At 64.9% G+C, this 15,568-nt stretch carries 12 protein-coding genes and 1 riboswitch; of the genes, 6 read left to right on the top strand and 6 right to left on the bottom strand.

Annotated elements, in window-relative coordinates; all coding sequences use genetic code 11:
- Positions 1-9: 9 nt before the first annotated feature.
- Positions 10-357, bottom strand: a complete 348-nt coding sequence (locus AC5IJH_RS01415; RefSeq protein WP_491901001.1) for a hypothetical protein — start codon at positions 355-357, stop codon at positions 10-12.
- Between the two features lie 169 nt (positions 358-526).
- Here AC5IJH_RS01415 and AC5IJH_RS01420 point away from each other — a divergent pair, with 169 nt between their 5' ends.
- Positions 527-1,834 carry a glycosyltransferase gene (locus AC5IJH_RS01420; RefSeq protein ID WP_491901002.1) on the top strand — a complete coding sequence of 436 codons (1,308 nt, stop codon included), beginning with the start codon at positions 527-529 and terminating at the stop codon, positions 1,832-1,834.
- Between the two features lie 9 nt (positions 1,835-1,843).
- Here AC5IJH_RS01420 and rpoD read toward each other — a convergent pair whose 3' ends face one another.
- The 3 genes from rpoD to AC5IJH_RS01435 form a co-directional block, all read right to left on the bottom strand.
- Positions 1,844-3,496: an RNA polymerase sigma factor RpoD gene (gene rpoD, locus AC5IJH_RS01425; RefSeq protein WP_491901082.1), complete on the bottom strand. Its 1,653-nt coding sequence runs from the start codon at positions 3,494-3,496 to the stop codon at positions 1,844-1,846.
- Positions 3,497-3,836: 340 nt separating this feature from the next.
- The gene (dnaG, locus tag AC5IJH_RS01430) at positions 3,837-5,633 is read right to left on the bottom strand and encodes a DNA primase (RefSeq protein ID WP_491901003.1); all 1,797 of its coding nucleotides are present in this window, start codon (positions 5,631-5,633) and stop codon (positions 3,837-3,839) included.
- A 287-nt stretch (positions 5,634-5,920) separates the two neighbouring features.
- A complete protein-coding gene (locus tag AC5IJH_RS01435) occupies positions 5,921-6,895 on the bottom strand; it encodes a vWA domain-containing protein (protein ID WP_491901004.1) in 975 nt (324 codons plus the stop codon).
- 87 nt (positions 6,896-6,982) lie between these two features.
- Positions 6,983-7,059: riboswitch (Fluoride riboswitch) on the top strand.
- Between AC5IJH_RS01435 and AC5IJH_RS01440 the strand changes: the two genes are divergently transcribed.
- The 5 genes from AC5IJH_RS01440 to AC5IJH_RS01460 all read left to right on the top strand — a co-directional run bounded on the left by AC5IJH_RS01440 (position 7,043) and on the right by AC5IJH_RS01460 (position 12,925).
- The gene (locus AC5IJH_RS01440; protein WP_491901005.1) at positions 7,043-7,537 is read left to right on the top strand and encodes a fluoride efflux transporter FluC; all 495 of its coding nucleotides are present in this window, start codon (positions 7,043-7,045) and stop codon (positions 7,535-7,537) included. It overlaps the preceding riboswitch by 17 nt.
- Positions 7,538-7,674: 137 nt before the next feature.
- Positions 7,675-9,114 carry a UbiA family prenyltransferase gene (locus AC5IJH_RS01445; RefSeq protein ID WP_491901006.1) on the top strand — a complete coding sequence of 480 codons (1,440 nt, stop codon included), beginning with the start codon at positions 7,675-7,677 and terminating at the stop codon, positions 9,112-9,114.
- 129 nt (positions 9,115-9,243) lie between these two features.
- A complete protein-coding gene (locus tag AC5IJH_RS01450) occupies positions 9,244-10,698 on the top strand; it encodes a DUF4139 domain-containing protein (RefSeq protein WP_491901007.1) in 1,455 nt (484 codons plus the stop codon).
- Between the two features lie 96 nt (positions 10,699-10,794).
- On the top strand, positions 10,795-12,171 hold the full coding sequence (locus tag AC5IJH_RS01455; protein WP_491901008.1) for an FAD-binding oxidoreductase: 1,377 nt from the start codon (positions 10,795-10,797) through the stop codon (positions 12,169-12,171).
- Positions 12,164-12,925 (top strand): SDR family oxidoreductase, encoded by a 762-nt coding sequence (locus AC5IJH_RS01460; protein ID WP_491901009.1) that lies wholly within the window; start codon positions 12,164-12,166, stop codon positions 12,923-12,925. Before AC5IJH_RS01455 ends, AC5IJH_RS01460 begins: the two co-directional genes overlap by 8 nt.
- Before the next feature lie 8 nt (positions 12,926-12,933).
- Here the strand turns inward: AC5IJH_RS01460 and AC5IJH_RS01465 are convergent, their stop codons facing one another.
- Both AC5IJH_RS01465 and AC5IJH_RS01470 read right to left on the bottom strand, forming a co-directional pair.
- The gene (locus AC5IJH_RS01465) at positions 12,934-14,478 is read right to left on the bottom strand and encodes a GH39 family glycosyl hydrolase (RefSeq protein ID WP_491901010.1); all 1,545 of its coding nucleotides are present in this window, start codon (positions 14,476-14,478) and stop codon (positions 12,934-12,936) included.
- A 60-nt stretch (positions 14,479-14,538) separates the two neighbouring features.
- Complete coding sequence (locus AC5IJH_RS01470; RefSeq protein WP_491901011.1) at positions 14,539-15,459, bottom strand: acyl-CoA desaturase; 921 nt, start codon at positions 15,457-15,459, stop codon at positions 14,539-14,541.
- Positions 15,460-15,568 lie beyond the last annotated feature (109 nt).

Here is a 15,568-nt window from a genome sequence, read left to right on the forward strand (position 1 = left end):
TTTCGGTGGCTATCTCGCTGGCGGTGCGGACGTGATGGTCGCGATGTGGAGCACATCGTTCTCCATGCGCCCGGTCACCCGCACCTCTTCCGCAGCAAACCGTCTGGCCCGTGACTGCGGCTCAAGCTGGTAGACGTGGTGGCCGTACCAGAGCCCATACTTTGAGCCCTTGCGCACGCACTCGCGCACACATTGGGCATCAGGCTTCATGTCGCTGGTGCGCTGGCAGTGTGTGCCACAATGCGTGTCGGTGATGAAACCTGTCCACATCGTCGGTGTCTCCGCACGGGCCACGCGGCACAGGACAGGACAGCACAGGACAAGAGAGACCATCGCAAGCAGCGGATACGCGCGCATACCAGACCTCCGCGGTGAGCGAGTGTAGCACCCAATTACCAAAACGCGCGCCTGGGGTGGTGGGCTGGGTCGCAGCCACTTGGCTCCATCGATTTGGACTTACCCGACCCGGAGTTGCGATCCGATCGGATGGTCGCGCGCATGAGACGATGAGCCCGCGAGGTGAGCCATGGCGGGCGGGGAACGAAGCCGAATCCTGTTCGCCACCATTGGCTCGCTGGGCGACCTGCACCCCTGCCTTGGCCTCGCGCAGGAACTCGAGCAGCGTGGCCACGCCATCACCATCGCTGCCGCCTCGTTCTACCGGAGTCACATCGAGTCGCTTGGCTTCGGCTTCCGCCTGCTGCGGCCCGACTGGGACCCGACGGACAGCGAGATGATCGCCCGCTGTTCCGATCCGCGCCGCGGCTACGAAATCCTGATGCGCGAGCTCATCCTGCCGGAGCTCGCCGGTACTGCCGACGACCTGCTTCGCGCGCTCGACGATCAGGACCTGCTGATCTCCGGGGAGCTTGTCTTCGCGACGCCCCCCGTCGCTGAATCGCTGGGCGTGCCCTGGGTCTCGCTGATCCTCTCGCCCTGCTCGTTCACCTCGGTGTACGACCCGCCTCTCTACGCGAACGCACCAGAGCTCTACCGCTTCCGCAACGCTGGTCCATTTATCAATCGCGCGTTGCTCAACCTGGGCAGGGCGGCGACACGGCAGTGGTGGCAGCCCGTGCGGGCGCTGCGGCGCCAGCTTGGCGTGCGCGAACAGTGCGATCCGCTGTTTGTGGACAAGCTCGCTGCGTCGCTCGTGCTCGCGCTTTTCTCGCGGGCGCTCGCGATGCCGCAGCCAGACTGGCCAGCCGACGTCGTGCAGCCGGGCTTCGTCTTTGCGGAGGCAGCCAATGGCGTGGTGCGCGATCCGCAGATCGCGTCGTTCCTGGCTGCGGGGGAGGCGCCGCTGCTATTTACGCAAGGCTCAACTGCGGTGCATGACGCTAGAGATTTCTTCAGCGTTGCCGTTGTCGCCGCCCGCGCGCTCGGACGCCGCGCTCTGCTCATCGGGCCGAAGACACCGCGCGAAGAACCCGATGTCCTCGCCATTCCGTATGCGTCCTATGCCGAGGTGTTTCCGCACGCCGCGGTCATCGTTCACCAGGGCGGCTCCGGGACGACGGGCGAAGCGATGCGCGCAGGCAAGTCTCAGCTAATCGTGCCGTACGGATGGGATCAGTTCGACAATGCCGCGCGAATCGCTCGTCAGGGTGCCGGCCTCTGGCTTGCGCGCAATCGCTTCACAGCGGCGACTGCCGTCACCGCGCTAGCCAAACTGCTCGCCAATCCGTCCTACGCACAGGCAGCTACATCTATGGCTGAGCGAGTGCGCACCGAGCCTGGCGTTCCCGCCGCGTGTGACGCAATCGAAGCATTGCTCGCGCAAAGGAAAAGGGGCGAACCCATCGGGCTCGCCCCCTGTGCCGAACGCACGTAAGTGCGCTGACTAGACTTCCTTCACGCCATCGACGAACGCCTTCAGCCGGCGTGAACGCGACGGGTGCCGCAGCTTGCGCAGGGCCTTGGCTTCGATCTGCCGGATGCGCTCGCGCGTCACCTGGAAGCTCTGGCCCACTTCTTCCAGCGTGTGCTCGGAGCCGTCCTCGAGGCCAAACCGCATCTTGATCACGCGCTCCTCGCGCGGGGTCAGGGTACGCAGCACCTGCGAGGTGTACTCCTTCAGGTTCACGCTGATGACCGCCTCGGATGGCGAGACCGCCTGCCGGTCCTCAATGAAGTCGCCCAGGTGCGAGTCCTCCTCTTCACCGATGGGCGTCTCAAGCGAGATCGGCTCCTGCGCGATCTTGAGCACCTTGCGCACCTTGGCCACCGGGATGTCCATGCGCTTGGCGATCTCTTCGGAGGTGGGCTCGCGGCCCAGCTCCTGCACCAGCTGCCGCGACGTGCGGATCAGCTTGTTGATCGTCTCGATCATGTGCACCGGAATGCGGATGGTGCGTGCCTGGTCGGCAATAGCGCGGGTGATCGCCTGGCGAATCCACCAGGTCGCGTAGGTCGAGAACTTGTACCCGCGACGGTATTCGAATTTGTCGACCGCCTTCATCAGGCCGATGTTGCCTTCCTGAATCAGGTCAAGGAACTGCAGGCCACGGTTCGTGTACTTCTTCGCGATCGAGACGACGAGGCGCAGGTTGGCCTCGATCAGCTCTCGCTTCGCGCGCTCCGCGTCCATGTCGCCCTGGATCATCTCGCGCTGTGTGCGCTTCAGGTCCGCAATGGAGACACCGATCTCGCTCTCCAGCCGATCGAGATCCGTCTTGCAGTTCTTCTGCTGGCGGCGATACTCCTTGCGCAACTCCTCGCTCTTCGACGAGTCGTGCTTCTGGTCGAGCGACTTGATCTGCCGCTCCAGCGTGCGCATGGAGTCGACCGTCTTATTCACCTTGTCGAGCAGGCGCTTGCGCTCGGCGTTGGTGTACTTCAGCTCGCGCACGATGCGCGACACCTGCACACGCTCCCGACCCATCAGCCAGCGCGTCTTGCGGTACTCCTTGGCCTTGGTCTTCGGATTCAGCGTGTCCAGCTTCTCGAGCAGGACCTGCGCCTTCTTCTGGTGCTTGACAAGCGTGTCGATGCGAACCGCCGTCGCCTTCACGCGCGCCTGCAGCACCTCTTCGGTGATCTCTTCTTCGTCGAAGATCACCACTTCCTTGATATTGCGCACGCCGCGTTTCAGGTCTTCGCCAAGCGCGACCACTTCGCGGATCACGATCGGCGACCGCGAGATCGCCTTCAGCACGCGCAGCTGTCCGCGCTCGATGCGCTTCGCGATCTCGACCTCGCCTTCGCGGGTCAGCAGCGGCACCGTGCCCATCTCGCGCAGGTACATGCGGACGGGGTCGTTGGTCTTTTCGAGCGTCCCCGGCGTCAGGTCCAGCTCGACGTCATCGCCCTCTTCGGCGTGCTCCGCGTCGAACTTTTCGGCCCCGAACTTGGGCTCGCCCTCGAGCAGGTCAATGCCCTGGGTATTAATGGTCGTGATCAGGTCATCAAGGTCGTCCGCCGAATGCATGTTGTCCGGCAGCAGGTCGTTCACCTCACCGTAGGTGAGGTAGCCCTTCTCCTTGCCCTGATCCATCAACTTCTGGATATCGTCTTCGTACTTGTCGTCGATTGCCAAAGCGCGTTCCGTCTCCCGCGTTATCTCGCCGCTGACGCAGCCCTCTGTCGTAGGCCGCCGCAGTAATGTTTCGATCTCTATGGGTGAAGATGCGCTGTAAAGGCCACTCAGTGGCTGGTGCCCACGGTCGCAAGACCTTAGCGGGCAAATCGACGCAGTCTCCTGGACAGAGAGGGTCAGGATATCATGTGGGGCTCGTCACCCTCGGGGTATCCCGCATCCCCTACTCTCCGTTAGATGTGCTTGCCGGCAATTCGTTTCAGGGTGTTTGCGCCTGACGCAACGACGACAACAGCGGCTACGAACCGGGCGCCAGCGCCACCTGCCGCTCCGCCAGCGAGCGCAGCCGCATGTCAAGCGCCATCCGCTCCGTAACTAACGCCGTCACGGCCGCCAGGTCGCCCTTTCGCTCCGCATCCGCGATCGCCGCTCGTGCCCTCCGCTGCCGCCGCTCCAACCAGTGCTGCTCAAGCGTTAAGAGAGCCCCGTCCAACTCCTCCCGGGTCACTGGCTCAGTCTCCCGCATCAGCACTTGGGCCACCAGGGCCCGTGCTTCGGGCGCCTCAAGCGCGTCCAGCGGCGCTCCCCCGGTGCGTTGGCGCAGCAGTTCAAGCGTCGACCGCACCCCGAGCCCCTCAAAGTGCTCCGGCTCGGCCGTCAGCGCCTCGGCAGCGTGGCGGAAGGTCGCGCCGTCCACCGGCCCCGTGAGCGCTCGCACCAGCAGCCGCTCGCACTCGGACAGTCCGGACGCGGACGCCGGCACCGCGACCTGCTGCGCGCGCTTTGACGCAGCCTGTTTCAGCTCCTGTCGCAGCAGGGCCGAGTCGATGCCCAGCTTCTGCGCTGCATCCTGAGCGAACTCATCCCGGGCAATCGCATGGGGCAGCCGCCGGATGTGCGGCAGCAGGTAGTTCACCGCCTCCACCTTGCCCTGCGCCGTCCGCACCGGATAGAGCTTGCGCGCCCGTTCAATCAGGTAATCGGTATGCCGCAGTGCGCCCTTCAGCGCCTCCGCGTAGGCCTGCACCCCGCGCTCGCGCACAAAGCGATCCGGATCGAGACCGCCTTCGAGCGTCACCACCCGGACCTCGAAGCCCTCTTCCGTCAGAAGTGCAATCGACTTCTCCGCTGCGTTGGCGCCTGCCGTGTCCGGGTCGAAGTTCACCACCAGCCGCGTCGTGTACCGCCGCAGCAGACGCGCCTGGTGCTCGGTGAAGGCCGTGCCGCTGGTCGCAATCACCGGGGTTACCCCTGCCGCAAAGACCGAGATGCAGTCCATCTGGCCTTCCACCAGCAGGGCGAAGTTCTGCTGCCGGATGGTCTGCCGAGCCTTGTCCAGGTTGAACAGCACCTGGCCCTTTGAATAGAGCGGCGTCTCCGGCGAATTCAGGTACTTGGGGCCGCTCTTCTCGTCCGAATCGAGCGAGCGCGCCGTGAAGGCGATCACCCGGCCCTGCTCATTGCAGATAGGAAAGGTGATGCGCTTGCGGAAGCGGTCATAGGCGCGGCCGCCGCCCGTCTCGCCCTCCTGCTCCTTGTAGCTGAACAGGCCCGAGACCCTCAGCGCCTCAACCGGCCCTGCGCTGCTCAGCCGGTCGCGCAGTCCGTTCCAGCCCTCGGGCGCATAGCCGATGCGAAACTTCGCGATCGTCTCTGGCTTCAGGCCGCGACCAGTCAGATATTCGCGTGCCCTCGCTCCCTCTGGCGCCTTCAGTTGGCCTTCAAACCACGCCGTTGCCTGCTCGTGCAGCTCCAGCAACTGCCCGCGCAGCCTGCTCTCGGCGGCCTCTTCCGGGGAATGAAACTCTCGCTTCGGCAGCGGAATGCCGCACTTCTGCGCCACCAGCTTCACCGCCTCCGGAAAGCTCAGCTTGTCGATCTCCTGGACAAACTTGAAGACGTCGCCCGATACCCCGCAGCCGAAGCAGTGATAGAACTGCCCGCCCACATGTACCGAGAACGATGGCGACTTCTCGCCATGAAACGGGCAGAGCCCGGAGTAATTCTGGGCGCCAGACTTCTTCAGCGTGATGTACTCGCCGATCACGCGAACGATGTCCGCCTGCTGTTTGACTGTCTGGCTGAAGTCCGACATGGGGTGTGCAGGTCCATTCTCGCCTGTCGCACGCACAGGTCAACCTGTCGTCGGTCACGTCAGGTGTGGAAAGACGGTCCGAACGTCACACTATGTGAACTCAATGGGAGCCGAAGAGGCCGCGTTTCGCGTCTCGGCGTCCGACAGGGCCTGGCCGGCAGAGCCGTGTCGCCGGTCGGGTAGAGATCTGGCTCTGGGACGTGAAACGCGCCATGCCGCAGACCGGATCAATGGCTCTGCGAGATGGCGTTGGCCGGCCGCTTCAGCGCCCGGCCAACGCTAAGTCCTTACCTGCCGCCGCCCACAAAGATCTGCTCCGCCGCCTGTGTCCGCGTGTTCGGTGCCGAGACCTGCACCCGCAGGTTCACCACGTTCTTCGCATTCGGGGGCGGCGTCACCCGCAGCTCGTACTGGTTCGCCAGCTTGCGGTTGATCTCCTGGAGATACGGCGTGAAGTTCACCGGGTTTGAGAAGCCCTGATAGAAGAACTCGCCGCCGATCGCCTGCGACAACTGCGTCAGGTAGTTCTGCCCGCTGTCCACGCCAGCCGCGGTCCGGTCGGCGAAGCCCGCATCGCGGTAGTAGATCGAGTACACCACCACCTCGTTGCGCACCAGGTCGCGGATCGTGTTGTTGATGTACGGGCTGTTCGGGTCATAGCGCAGGCCAGCGTAGCGATCCACTCCGTCGGTGATCATGACCACCTCGCGCCGCACGTCAGGGCTGTGCTCCGGCCAGCGCTTCAGCAGGTCGCTCAGCGCGAAGTAGGGGCTGCTGCTGGCGCCCGGCACCGCGCTCGTCATGCGCAGCGAGCCGGCTACCTTGGCGTGGTCGGTGGAGAGCGGAGCCGCGAACTGCGCTGTGCCGTTGCGCATGTAGGCCACGCCGACCTCGGTCGTGGGCGGCTGCTGGTTGATAAAGTCCGCCAGCTCTTTCTGGTGCAGGCTCAGGCTCGTGCGTGCGCTGTCATCGATCAGCACGACAAGCTGCAGATCCGGCCGCGTGCCCTGCCCGGTGTAGTGACGCCACTCCGTGACCGGCGCGTCCTTGCCCAGCACCTTTGCGTGCACCGCGCTCTGCGGCACCGCCTGCATCGCCTCGCCGCCCTTCTTTGGGACAACGGTCACCACGGTGCCTGCACCGGCACCTTCCGCTGATCCCGTACCCGGGCCTTCGCTCTGGGCAGAGAGCGCTGGTGACGCCGCGAACGCGACGCCCAACGAAAGAGACAGCAATGAAGTAAGTGTCCAACGGTGTTTCATATCGTGAGTTCCTCTGTCTTCCTACTAAACAAGATGAAGCTCCACCCCGGTTCGGCGCGGGTGTTTTTCACCCTTTGTTACTCTGAACCCCAGTCGGGGAATGGAGTCTCCCCGCGCGGGCAATCGCGGAAACCGCCACACTGGCTGATGACTCCTGCCCATACCAGCCGCACCGCGCGCCCACGGCCGCCTGCGGTCGAACGACCGGAGGCAGGAGTGGTCCTTTACCTGTTAGTTGCCCTGGGCAGCGCCATCGGCGGATGCCTGCGCTATGGCATCACCCGCGCCCTGCTCAACGTCAGCCCCGGCACCACTCGCGCCACCCTGCTGATCAACGTGCTCGGCTCCTTTGCCATCGGCTACCTCGGCAATCTCACGGTCTCCGGCAGCCGCTTCCAGAGCTCTGAGGCGGTCCGCATCTTCCTGATGGTCGGTATCTGCGGCGGCTTCACCACGTTTTCGTCCTTCAGCCTGCAGAACTTCTACCTGCTGCGCTCGGGCCTTTGGGGGCGCGCGCTGCTGAATGCCGGGCTCTCCGTCCTGCTCTGCCTGGGGGCTGTCGGAGTGGGATATCTCCTGGCCCAGCGCACCACCCACCAGCTCGCCATTACGCAGACCAGCACGGAAAAGACCGCGGGCTGACACTCGCCACTCACCCGCCGTCCCGGGGCGCTGGCCGCGGGTGAGAGTTCCTGCTCTGTGTTGCTCACCGGGCCCTCCACCTCGCTTTGATATTCTTGCGGCGAAACAGTCGATACGAACAGGACATCGAAGCACGCATGGCGACCTCCGCACCTCCTGCCCTCGAGCGCCCTCTCTGCGTGGACCTCGATGGCACCCTGGTCAAATCGGACACCCTGGTCGACTCGCTGCTGCTGCTCGTTCGCACGGAGCCGCTGAACGCGCTACAGAGCCCGCTCTGGGCGCTACGCGGCAAGGCCCATCTCAAGCGCGAGGTCACCAGCCGTGTCTCGCTCAACGTCGAGCACCTGCCCTACAACCGCTCGCTGCTTGAATATCTGATGGCGCAGCGTGGCCAGGGCCGCAAGCTCTATCTCGCCACTGGCGCCGACTCCGCGCTCGCTCATCGTGTCGCTGACCATCTCGGCATCTTCGAGGGCGTGCTCGCCTCCGACGGCAGCACCAACCTCACCGGGTCCAACAAGCTGGCCGGCTTCCGCGAGCGCTTCGCCGGCCCCTTCGACTACATCGGCAACGCGCATCCCGATCTGCCACTGCTCGCCGCGGCGGAGACCCCGATGTTGGCCAACCCCGACCTCCGGCTGCGCGTGGCCCTGCGCTCGAGCGGCGTCAAGGCCGAGCGCACGTTTACCGACCGGGCCTCCACCGCGCGCGTCCTGACCAAGACCATCCGCGTGCATCAGTGGGCGAAGAACGCGCTGATCTTCCTGCCCGTGCTGCTCGCGCACCGGCTCGGTATGCGCCCCGTGCTGGCGGCCGTGTTCGCCTTCCTCTGCTTCTCGCTCTGCGCCTCGGCCACCTACATCGTCAACGACCTGCTCGACATCGAGGCCGATCGCCAGCACCCGCGCAAGCGCCTGCGCCCATTCGCCTCGGGCAATCTTTCGGTGGCGACAGGTGTCGCGATCTCGGCCGTGTTCCTGCTCGCCTCATTCACCGCCGCCGTCCTGCTGCTGCCATATGCGTTCCTTGGCTGGCTTTCGCTCTACCTGGTGACGACGCTTGCGTACTCGCTTGCGCTCAAGCGCATCGTCATCCTCGACGTGGTCGTCCTGTCGACGCTCTACACCCTGCGCATGCTCGCCGGCGCCGCCGCCACGACAACGCACATCTCCCCCTGGCTGGCCGCGTTTTCGATCTTCATCTTCCTGTCGCTCGCCATGGTCAAGCGCTTCAGCGAACTGCAGAACGTGCGCGATGCCGGCTCGCAGATCACCAACGGCCGCGGCTACCTGCTGAACGACATCGAGCAGGTCCGCTCCTTCGGCACCTCGAGCGCCTTCGCCTCCGTCGTTGTCTTCGCGGTCTACATCGGCCAGCCCGACGTCTTCGGGCTCTACCCGCACCACCAGCGCCTGTGGCTGATGCCGCCGCTCATGATCCTCTGGCTGTGCCGTGTGTGGCTGCTGGCCTCGCGCGGCGAACTCGATGAGGATCCGGTCGTCTTCGCCCTGACCGACCGCATGAGCCTACTGATGGGCCTCGGCGCTGTGCTGATCGCGCTCGCCTCTTTGTAGCGCGCGTCCTGATCCCTCTTCGTGAAAATGTTCCCTCTCGTGCGTCGAATCGCCGGGACCGGTGTCTAAGGGCACAGGCTTCCGTCCACTCTTACGTTTGCCGTCTCTGCCGAAGGAGATCTCCGTCGCATGCGCACTGCTCTCTCTGTCCCGACTCTCGTTCTCCTGCTCGCAACGTCTGCCCTGCACGCTCAGCAGGCCGCGCCGGTCTCGCTCACGATCTACAACCAGAACTTCGCCCTCGCGCGCACCACGGTTGACCTCGCTCTCAAGCCGGGCACCACGGAGGTCACGACGACCGAAGTCACCAGCCAGCTCGAGCCTGACTCGGTCGTGCTGCGCGACCCTGCCGGCAAACACAGCTTTTCCGTGGTCGAGCAGAACTACGACGCCGGCATCGTCAATCAGGATTGGCTGCTCCAGAAGTACGAAGGCAAGACGATCGACTTCGAACTGGGCAGCTATCAGGACGAGAAAACTCACCAGCAGATTCCAGTGATCAAACCGGGACGCATCCTGCGCGCGTCTCCCCCGCTGGTCGAAGTGGACGGACGCATGCAGTTCCAGCTTCCCGGGACACCGCTCTTCCCCGCGACCACCGACGGCCTGCTGCTGAAGCCCACGCTGCGCTGGCAGATCGCGAGCGAGCAGCCCGCCTCCTTTCCCGCGGAGCTCAGCTACATCACGCGCGGCTTCACCTGGTCGGCGACCTACAACCTCCTCGTAGGCAAGGGCAACGGCGGCAGCGCCACCGAGTCGATGGACCTGGTTGGCTGGGTCACGATGAACAACGAATCCGGCGTGGACTTTCCGCAGGCCGCCATCAAGCTGATCGCTGGCAACGTCGCACGAATCCAGCCGGCGGTCATGGCTGGCGCTGCCGTGAATGGAAAGGTCTACGAGCAGATGCAGACTGTGACCCAGGAGAACTTCGACGACTTCCACCTCTACGACCTGAACCGGATCACGTCCCTGCGCAGCGGCGAGACCAAGCAGATCGAGTTCCTGGCAGGCAGCTCCATACCGATCACGCGCAGTTACGAGTACGAGCCTGCCCCCGGCTTCGCGCCCATCGAGGGTGGCGGAGTCGCCAGCCTCGATCGCAACTTCAATCCCGCAAACGGCCCCGGACGCGTCACCATCGTGAACGAGTTCACCAACTCCGCGGCCAATCACCTCGGCGTGCCCATGCCGGCTGGCAGGCTGCGCCTCTACCGCCGCGACTCGCATGGAGCCGTCCAGTTGGCTGGCGAAGCCGAAATCCCCCACACACCGCGCAACGAGACGGTTCGCTTCGTCACCGGGGACGCCTTCGACATCAAGGGCAAGCGTACCCAGACCGACTTCCACGTCGACTCCACGCACCGCTTCATCGATGAGAGCTTCTCGATCGAGATGAAGAACCAGAAGGACCAGCCCGTCACCGTGCACGTCATCGAGCACCTCAACCGCGCGGCCAACTGGAAGATCATCGACCGCTCGAAGGAGTACCAGAAGCGCGATGCGTGGACGGTCGATTTCCCCATCACCATCCAACCCGAATCGACCGGCAGCGTGGCCTATACCGTCCACTACACCTGGTAGACGCCTAAGGAGCCGACTTACCCGCTCATTCAGGGGCCCGGGGGGAACTCCTTGGTCATCAGGCTGGCCGTTGCCCCTGATACCCTAAGACCATTCATGGCAGCCAGCACCACATCCCCCGAGTCCTCGCCCGCACCCACGCCTGCGAGCACGCCAGCGCGTGCGCCCGAGTTTGAGTCCTGGGGACGCTACCCCCGGCATGTCGCCGAGGTGGCGCCGCTCTTCTGGCGCAGTGACTTTCCGCTGCGTGTGCCCCGCGAGACCATGCTGGCCGTCGGCCTCGGCCGCTCCTATGGCGACTCCTGCCTGCTCGATGGCGGTACCCTGCTTGGCGCGCGAGGCCTCGATCGCTTCATCGCCTTCGACCAGGCCACCGGCCTGCTGCGCTGCGAGGCTGGCGTCTCGCTCGCAGAAATCCTCGCCTTCGCGGTCCCCCGCGGCTGGTTCCTGCCCGTCTCGCCAGGGACAAAATTCGTCACCGTTGGTGGTGCGATTGCCAACGACGTCCACGGCAAGAACCACCACGTCGCCGGCACCTTCGGCTGCCACGTGCCGCGCTTCGAGCTCGTTCGCTCGAATGGTGAAAGCTACGAGTGCACCGCCACGCAAAATCCATCGCTCTATGAAGCGACCATCGGCGGCCTCGGCCTCACCGGCCTGATCACCTGGGCCGAGGTGCAGCTCCGCCCTATCGTCTCGCGCAAAATTCGCCAGGACTCGATCAAGTTTGTTGGCCTCAATGAGTTCTTCGCGCTGTCACGCGCGTCGCAGCACCTCGAGTACACCGTCGCGTGGATCGACTGCGTCTCCACCGGCAAGAACTTCGCCCGCGGCATCTTCATGCAAGGCGATCACTCCGCCATTCCCGAGCCGCTCACGCCCTCCGGCAAGCCGAAGCTCACCATGCCCTTCGATCTGCCCGAGTTCCTGATGAACAAGGCCACCATCGGCGCGTTCAACACGGCCTATTACGGCCGGCAGTTCGCGAAGCAGAAGACCGGCCTCATCGACTACGAGCCGTTCTTCTACCCGCTCGACTCCATACACCAGTGGAACCGCGCCTACGGCAAGAGCGGCCTCCTGCAGTTCCAGTGCGTGATGCCCTGGGAATCAGGCGACTTCCAGGAAGGCTTCACCCGCCTGCTCAAGTCCATCACCGCCTCCGGCCTGGGCTCGTTCCTCGCCGTGATCAAGATCTTTGGTGACGTGCGCTCGCCCGGCATGATGAGCTTTCCCGCGCCCGGCCCCATGATCGCGCTCGACTTCCCGGTGCGCGCTGAGCGCAGCTTCGACCTCGTCGACCGCCTCGCCGATATCACCGCCGAATGTGGCGGCAAGATGTACCCGGCGAAGGACGCCCGCATGTCGCCGCGCCACTTCCAGCAGTTCTATCCGCAGTGGCAGGACTTCGCCCGCTTCATCGATCCGGCCTTCTCCTCGGCTTTCTGGCAGCGAGTGACCGCCATTGGCTGATCGCGTCCCCTATCCGCCGCGCACCATCCTCGTGCTCGGAGCCACCTCTGCCATCGCCATGGCCGTGCAGCGTCAGCTCGCGACGCCAAACGCGCACTTCTTCCTGGTCGCGCGCTCGAAGGAGAAGCTGAACGCCGTCGCACAGGACCTGCTGGTCCGCGGCGCCGCTGCGGTCGACATGGTCGTCACGGACCTGGACGACACCACGCAGCATCCCGCGCTGCTGGCGAGTGCGCTATCCCGGCTCGGCACACTCGATCTCGCGCTGCTCGCACACGGCGTGCTCGGCGATCAACTTGCTGCGCAATATGACTACGCAACGGCCGAGCGGGTGCTGGTCACGAACTTCCTCTCGCCAGTCTCACTGCTCACGTGGCTCGCCAACTGCTGCGAGCAGCAGGGACGCGGCACGCTCGCCGTCATCAGCTCGGTCGCTGGCGATCGCGGACGCAAGAGCAACTACGTCTACGGCGCCTCGAAGGGCGCGCTCGATACGTTCCTCTCCGGGTTACGAAACCGGCTGGACCGCCGCGGTGTGCACGTGCTCACTATCAAGCCCGGCTTTGTGGCCACGCCGATGACCGCGCACATCCCACGCAACCGGCTCTTCGCCACCCCCGAGGCCGTTGCGGAAGGCATCCTGCGCGCCATCCGCACCCGCAAGGATGTGCTCTATGTGCCGTGGTTCTGGTGGCCCATCATGAGCATCATCCGCGCCGTTCCCGAGCGCCTCTTCAAGACGCGCGACCTCTAACGACTCACCTACCGCGCGATCCACACCACTGCCAGTCCGTTCGGTGGGACGGTGATGTCCAGGTTGCCTTCCTGTAGGCGGCTCTGCTCCTCCGGCTTCTCGATTGCGATCGACCTGAGCTGCTGCACCTGCGCCTGCGTGGGGTTGGGCGGCGAGCCCATCTTCTGCCAGGCTGTCTGCGTGTCGCCGTGTTCGGCATCCACGCGGCGAATCGTCACCGCCGCAGTGCTCGACCCGCGCACGGCCAGCCGGAACTGCCGCGGAGCCCCGCTCTGGCCCGGTTCGACGCCATTCCACAGCGCGATGCGCAGGCTGCCATCCGCTGCGCGCGTCACCAGAGCATCCTGCCCGCGGTCGCTTGCCAGCCGCTCCGTGCCCAGCGCATGCAGCAGGCTGAACGCCCGCAGCGCCGGCTTCGGAATGCCCAGCTCTGCGACCAACCCGTAGCCGCCGTAGAACGGCGTCTTCACCACGCCCTGCTCTTCGAACACATCGGAGAAGGCCCAGTAGGACATCATCTGCGCCTTATCGCCGCACTCCGCGATGCTGCGCGCGAGCCACGGCCCCATGTAGATCGAGTCGGTGATCTCCGGCTGATTCATGTACGTCGCGTTGTACTCACTCCAGATCAGCGGCATCTGCGGCATGGCCGAATGCGCGATCTGCTGATGCACCTTCTCGACCGCGGCGCACACCATGCCGTGTGGCGCGATCGTCGGGTGCGGCCCTGTCCCGAACACATCGGCGGCCGTGTCGTTGCCGTAGACGTGCGTCGAGACGAAGTCGAGAGGCACATGCTCAGCCGCGGCATGGGCAATCATTGCGTCCACCCACGCGGCCTGCGCGGTCGCCGGGCCGCCCACCCGCAACCGCGGATTCGCCGTCTTCACCGCGCGTGCGGCGTGATCGTAGAGCTCGAAGTAGGTTGACTGCGCCGGGCGGCCGGTCCAGAAGTCGATGTTCGGTTCGTTCCAGACCTCGAAGTACCAGCTCGCCACCTCATCGATGCCGTAGCGCTCGACCAGGTGCCGCGTGAACGCCTCGACCAGCGCGCCCCATTGGTTGTAGTCGGCGGGCGGAGAGACGACCTGCTTGTACCAGAACGCATGCAGATCCTGACGCGCGGCCATCTTCTTCGGCATGAAGCTCAGCTCGATAAACGGCTTCACGCCATTCGCGAGCAGCGCGTCGTAGATCTGGTCCACGTACGACCAGTTGTAGACCGGCTTGCCGTCCTTGTCCGTGTCGTACACGCCGACTTCGTCATCGAAAATGGCGTGAAACCGCACATAGGTGAAGTCAGTCGCGGCCTTCACGGTGCGCAGATCGAGCTGATAGCTCTCACGGAGCGCAAGAATGGCACGCCCGGAGCCGAACATCTGCTCCCAGTTGTGCGGCAGCGGCGTCCCCGCAGCCTTCGCATCGATTGTGACTGTCTCGGTGGCAGAGGGCGAGGAGGGCTGCCCGGCAGCGCTGCCTGTGGCGAGGAGAGACACGAGCAGGCCAGCACCGCAGAGCAGGGAAGCGCGGGTGTTCACGTGCGAATCGATCAAGAGAGCCTCCGGCAGTTCTCTAGATGCAGAGAACCAGCCGCGTGCGCCGCCCAACCGTGGCTAGAGCTCCTTGACGTACACCTTCCGCGCGAGCCCGAGCTTCTCCATCAGCCAGATCGCGTAGTAGTTCGGATCGAACTCGTACCAGGCCAGGCCGTGCCGTGCGCTCACCGGGTGCGCATGGTGGTTGTTGTGCCAACCCTCGCCGCCGGTCAGCAGCGCCACCCACCAGTTATTGCGGCTGTCGTCGCGCGTGTCATACCGCCGCGAACCCCACAGATGCGTCGCCGAATTCACCAGCCAGGTCACGTGCAGGCCGATAACGGCTCGCAGGAACACACCCCACAGCACCGCGCGCCAGCCGCCCCACGCCAGCAACCCGATCCCCGCCAGCGTGACTGGCACGAAGTGGAAGCGATCCAGCCAGCGGTAGTACGCATGTTGCGTCAGGTCCGGCGTGTAGCGCTGCAGTGACGGGTCCTGGTTGTGCAGCGTGCCGTGCAGGATCCAGTCCATGTGCGCCCACCACGTGCCCTCGCGCGGCGAATGCGGATCGCCCGGCTTGTCCGTGAGCTGGTGGTGAAGCCGATGCACGCCCACCCAGTAGATCGGGCCGCCCTGCAGCGCCATCGTGCCGCAGGTGGCGATGAAGTACTCCAGCCAGCGTGGCACCGCATAGCCGCGGTGCGTCAGCAGCCGGTGGTACCCGATCGCGATCCCCAGGTTCTGGCCGAAGATCCACATCACCGCGAACGCGATCAGCGCCTTCCATGACGGAAAAAACAGCGCGACGATCGCCAGCGCATGGAACACACCCAGGGCGACCGCAAACACCCACTTTAGCGGCCCGTGGTGCTGCTCGGGGCGGGGCAGGGCATTGGAGTTGCCGGCGGCGTTCAGGATGGGTAGGTCGGTCACGGAGGTGTCCGGACCGGAGGCATCGGGAGCCGTCGCAACGTCAGGGAGAGGAGTTGTCTGCATCACGTCTCAGCTTACCGTCGGTCGCCCGGGCCGCCTTGTAAGAGTTCCGTCACCGCGCGCCCCGTCCACGGGGCTGCCCGGCAGATTTCACTTCCTGCAAAAGTTGGAT

Source organism: Candidatus Dedyshia acidiphila (genome assembly GCF_051025295.1).
Taxonomy (GTDB): domain Bacteria; phylum Acidobacteriota; class Terriglobia; order Terriglobales; family Acidobacteriaceae; genus KBS-83.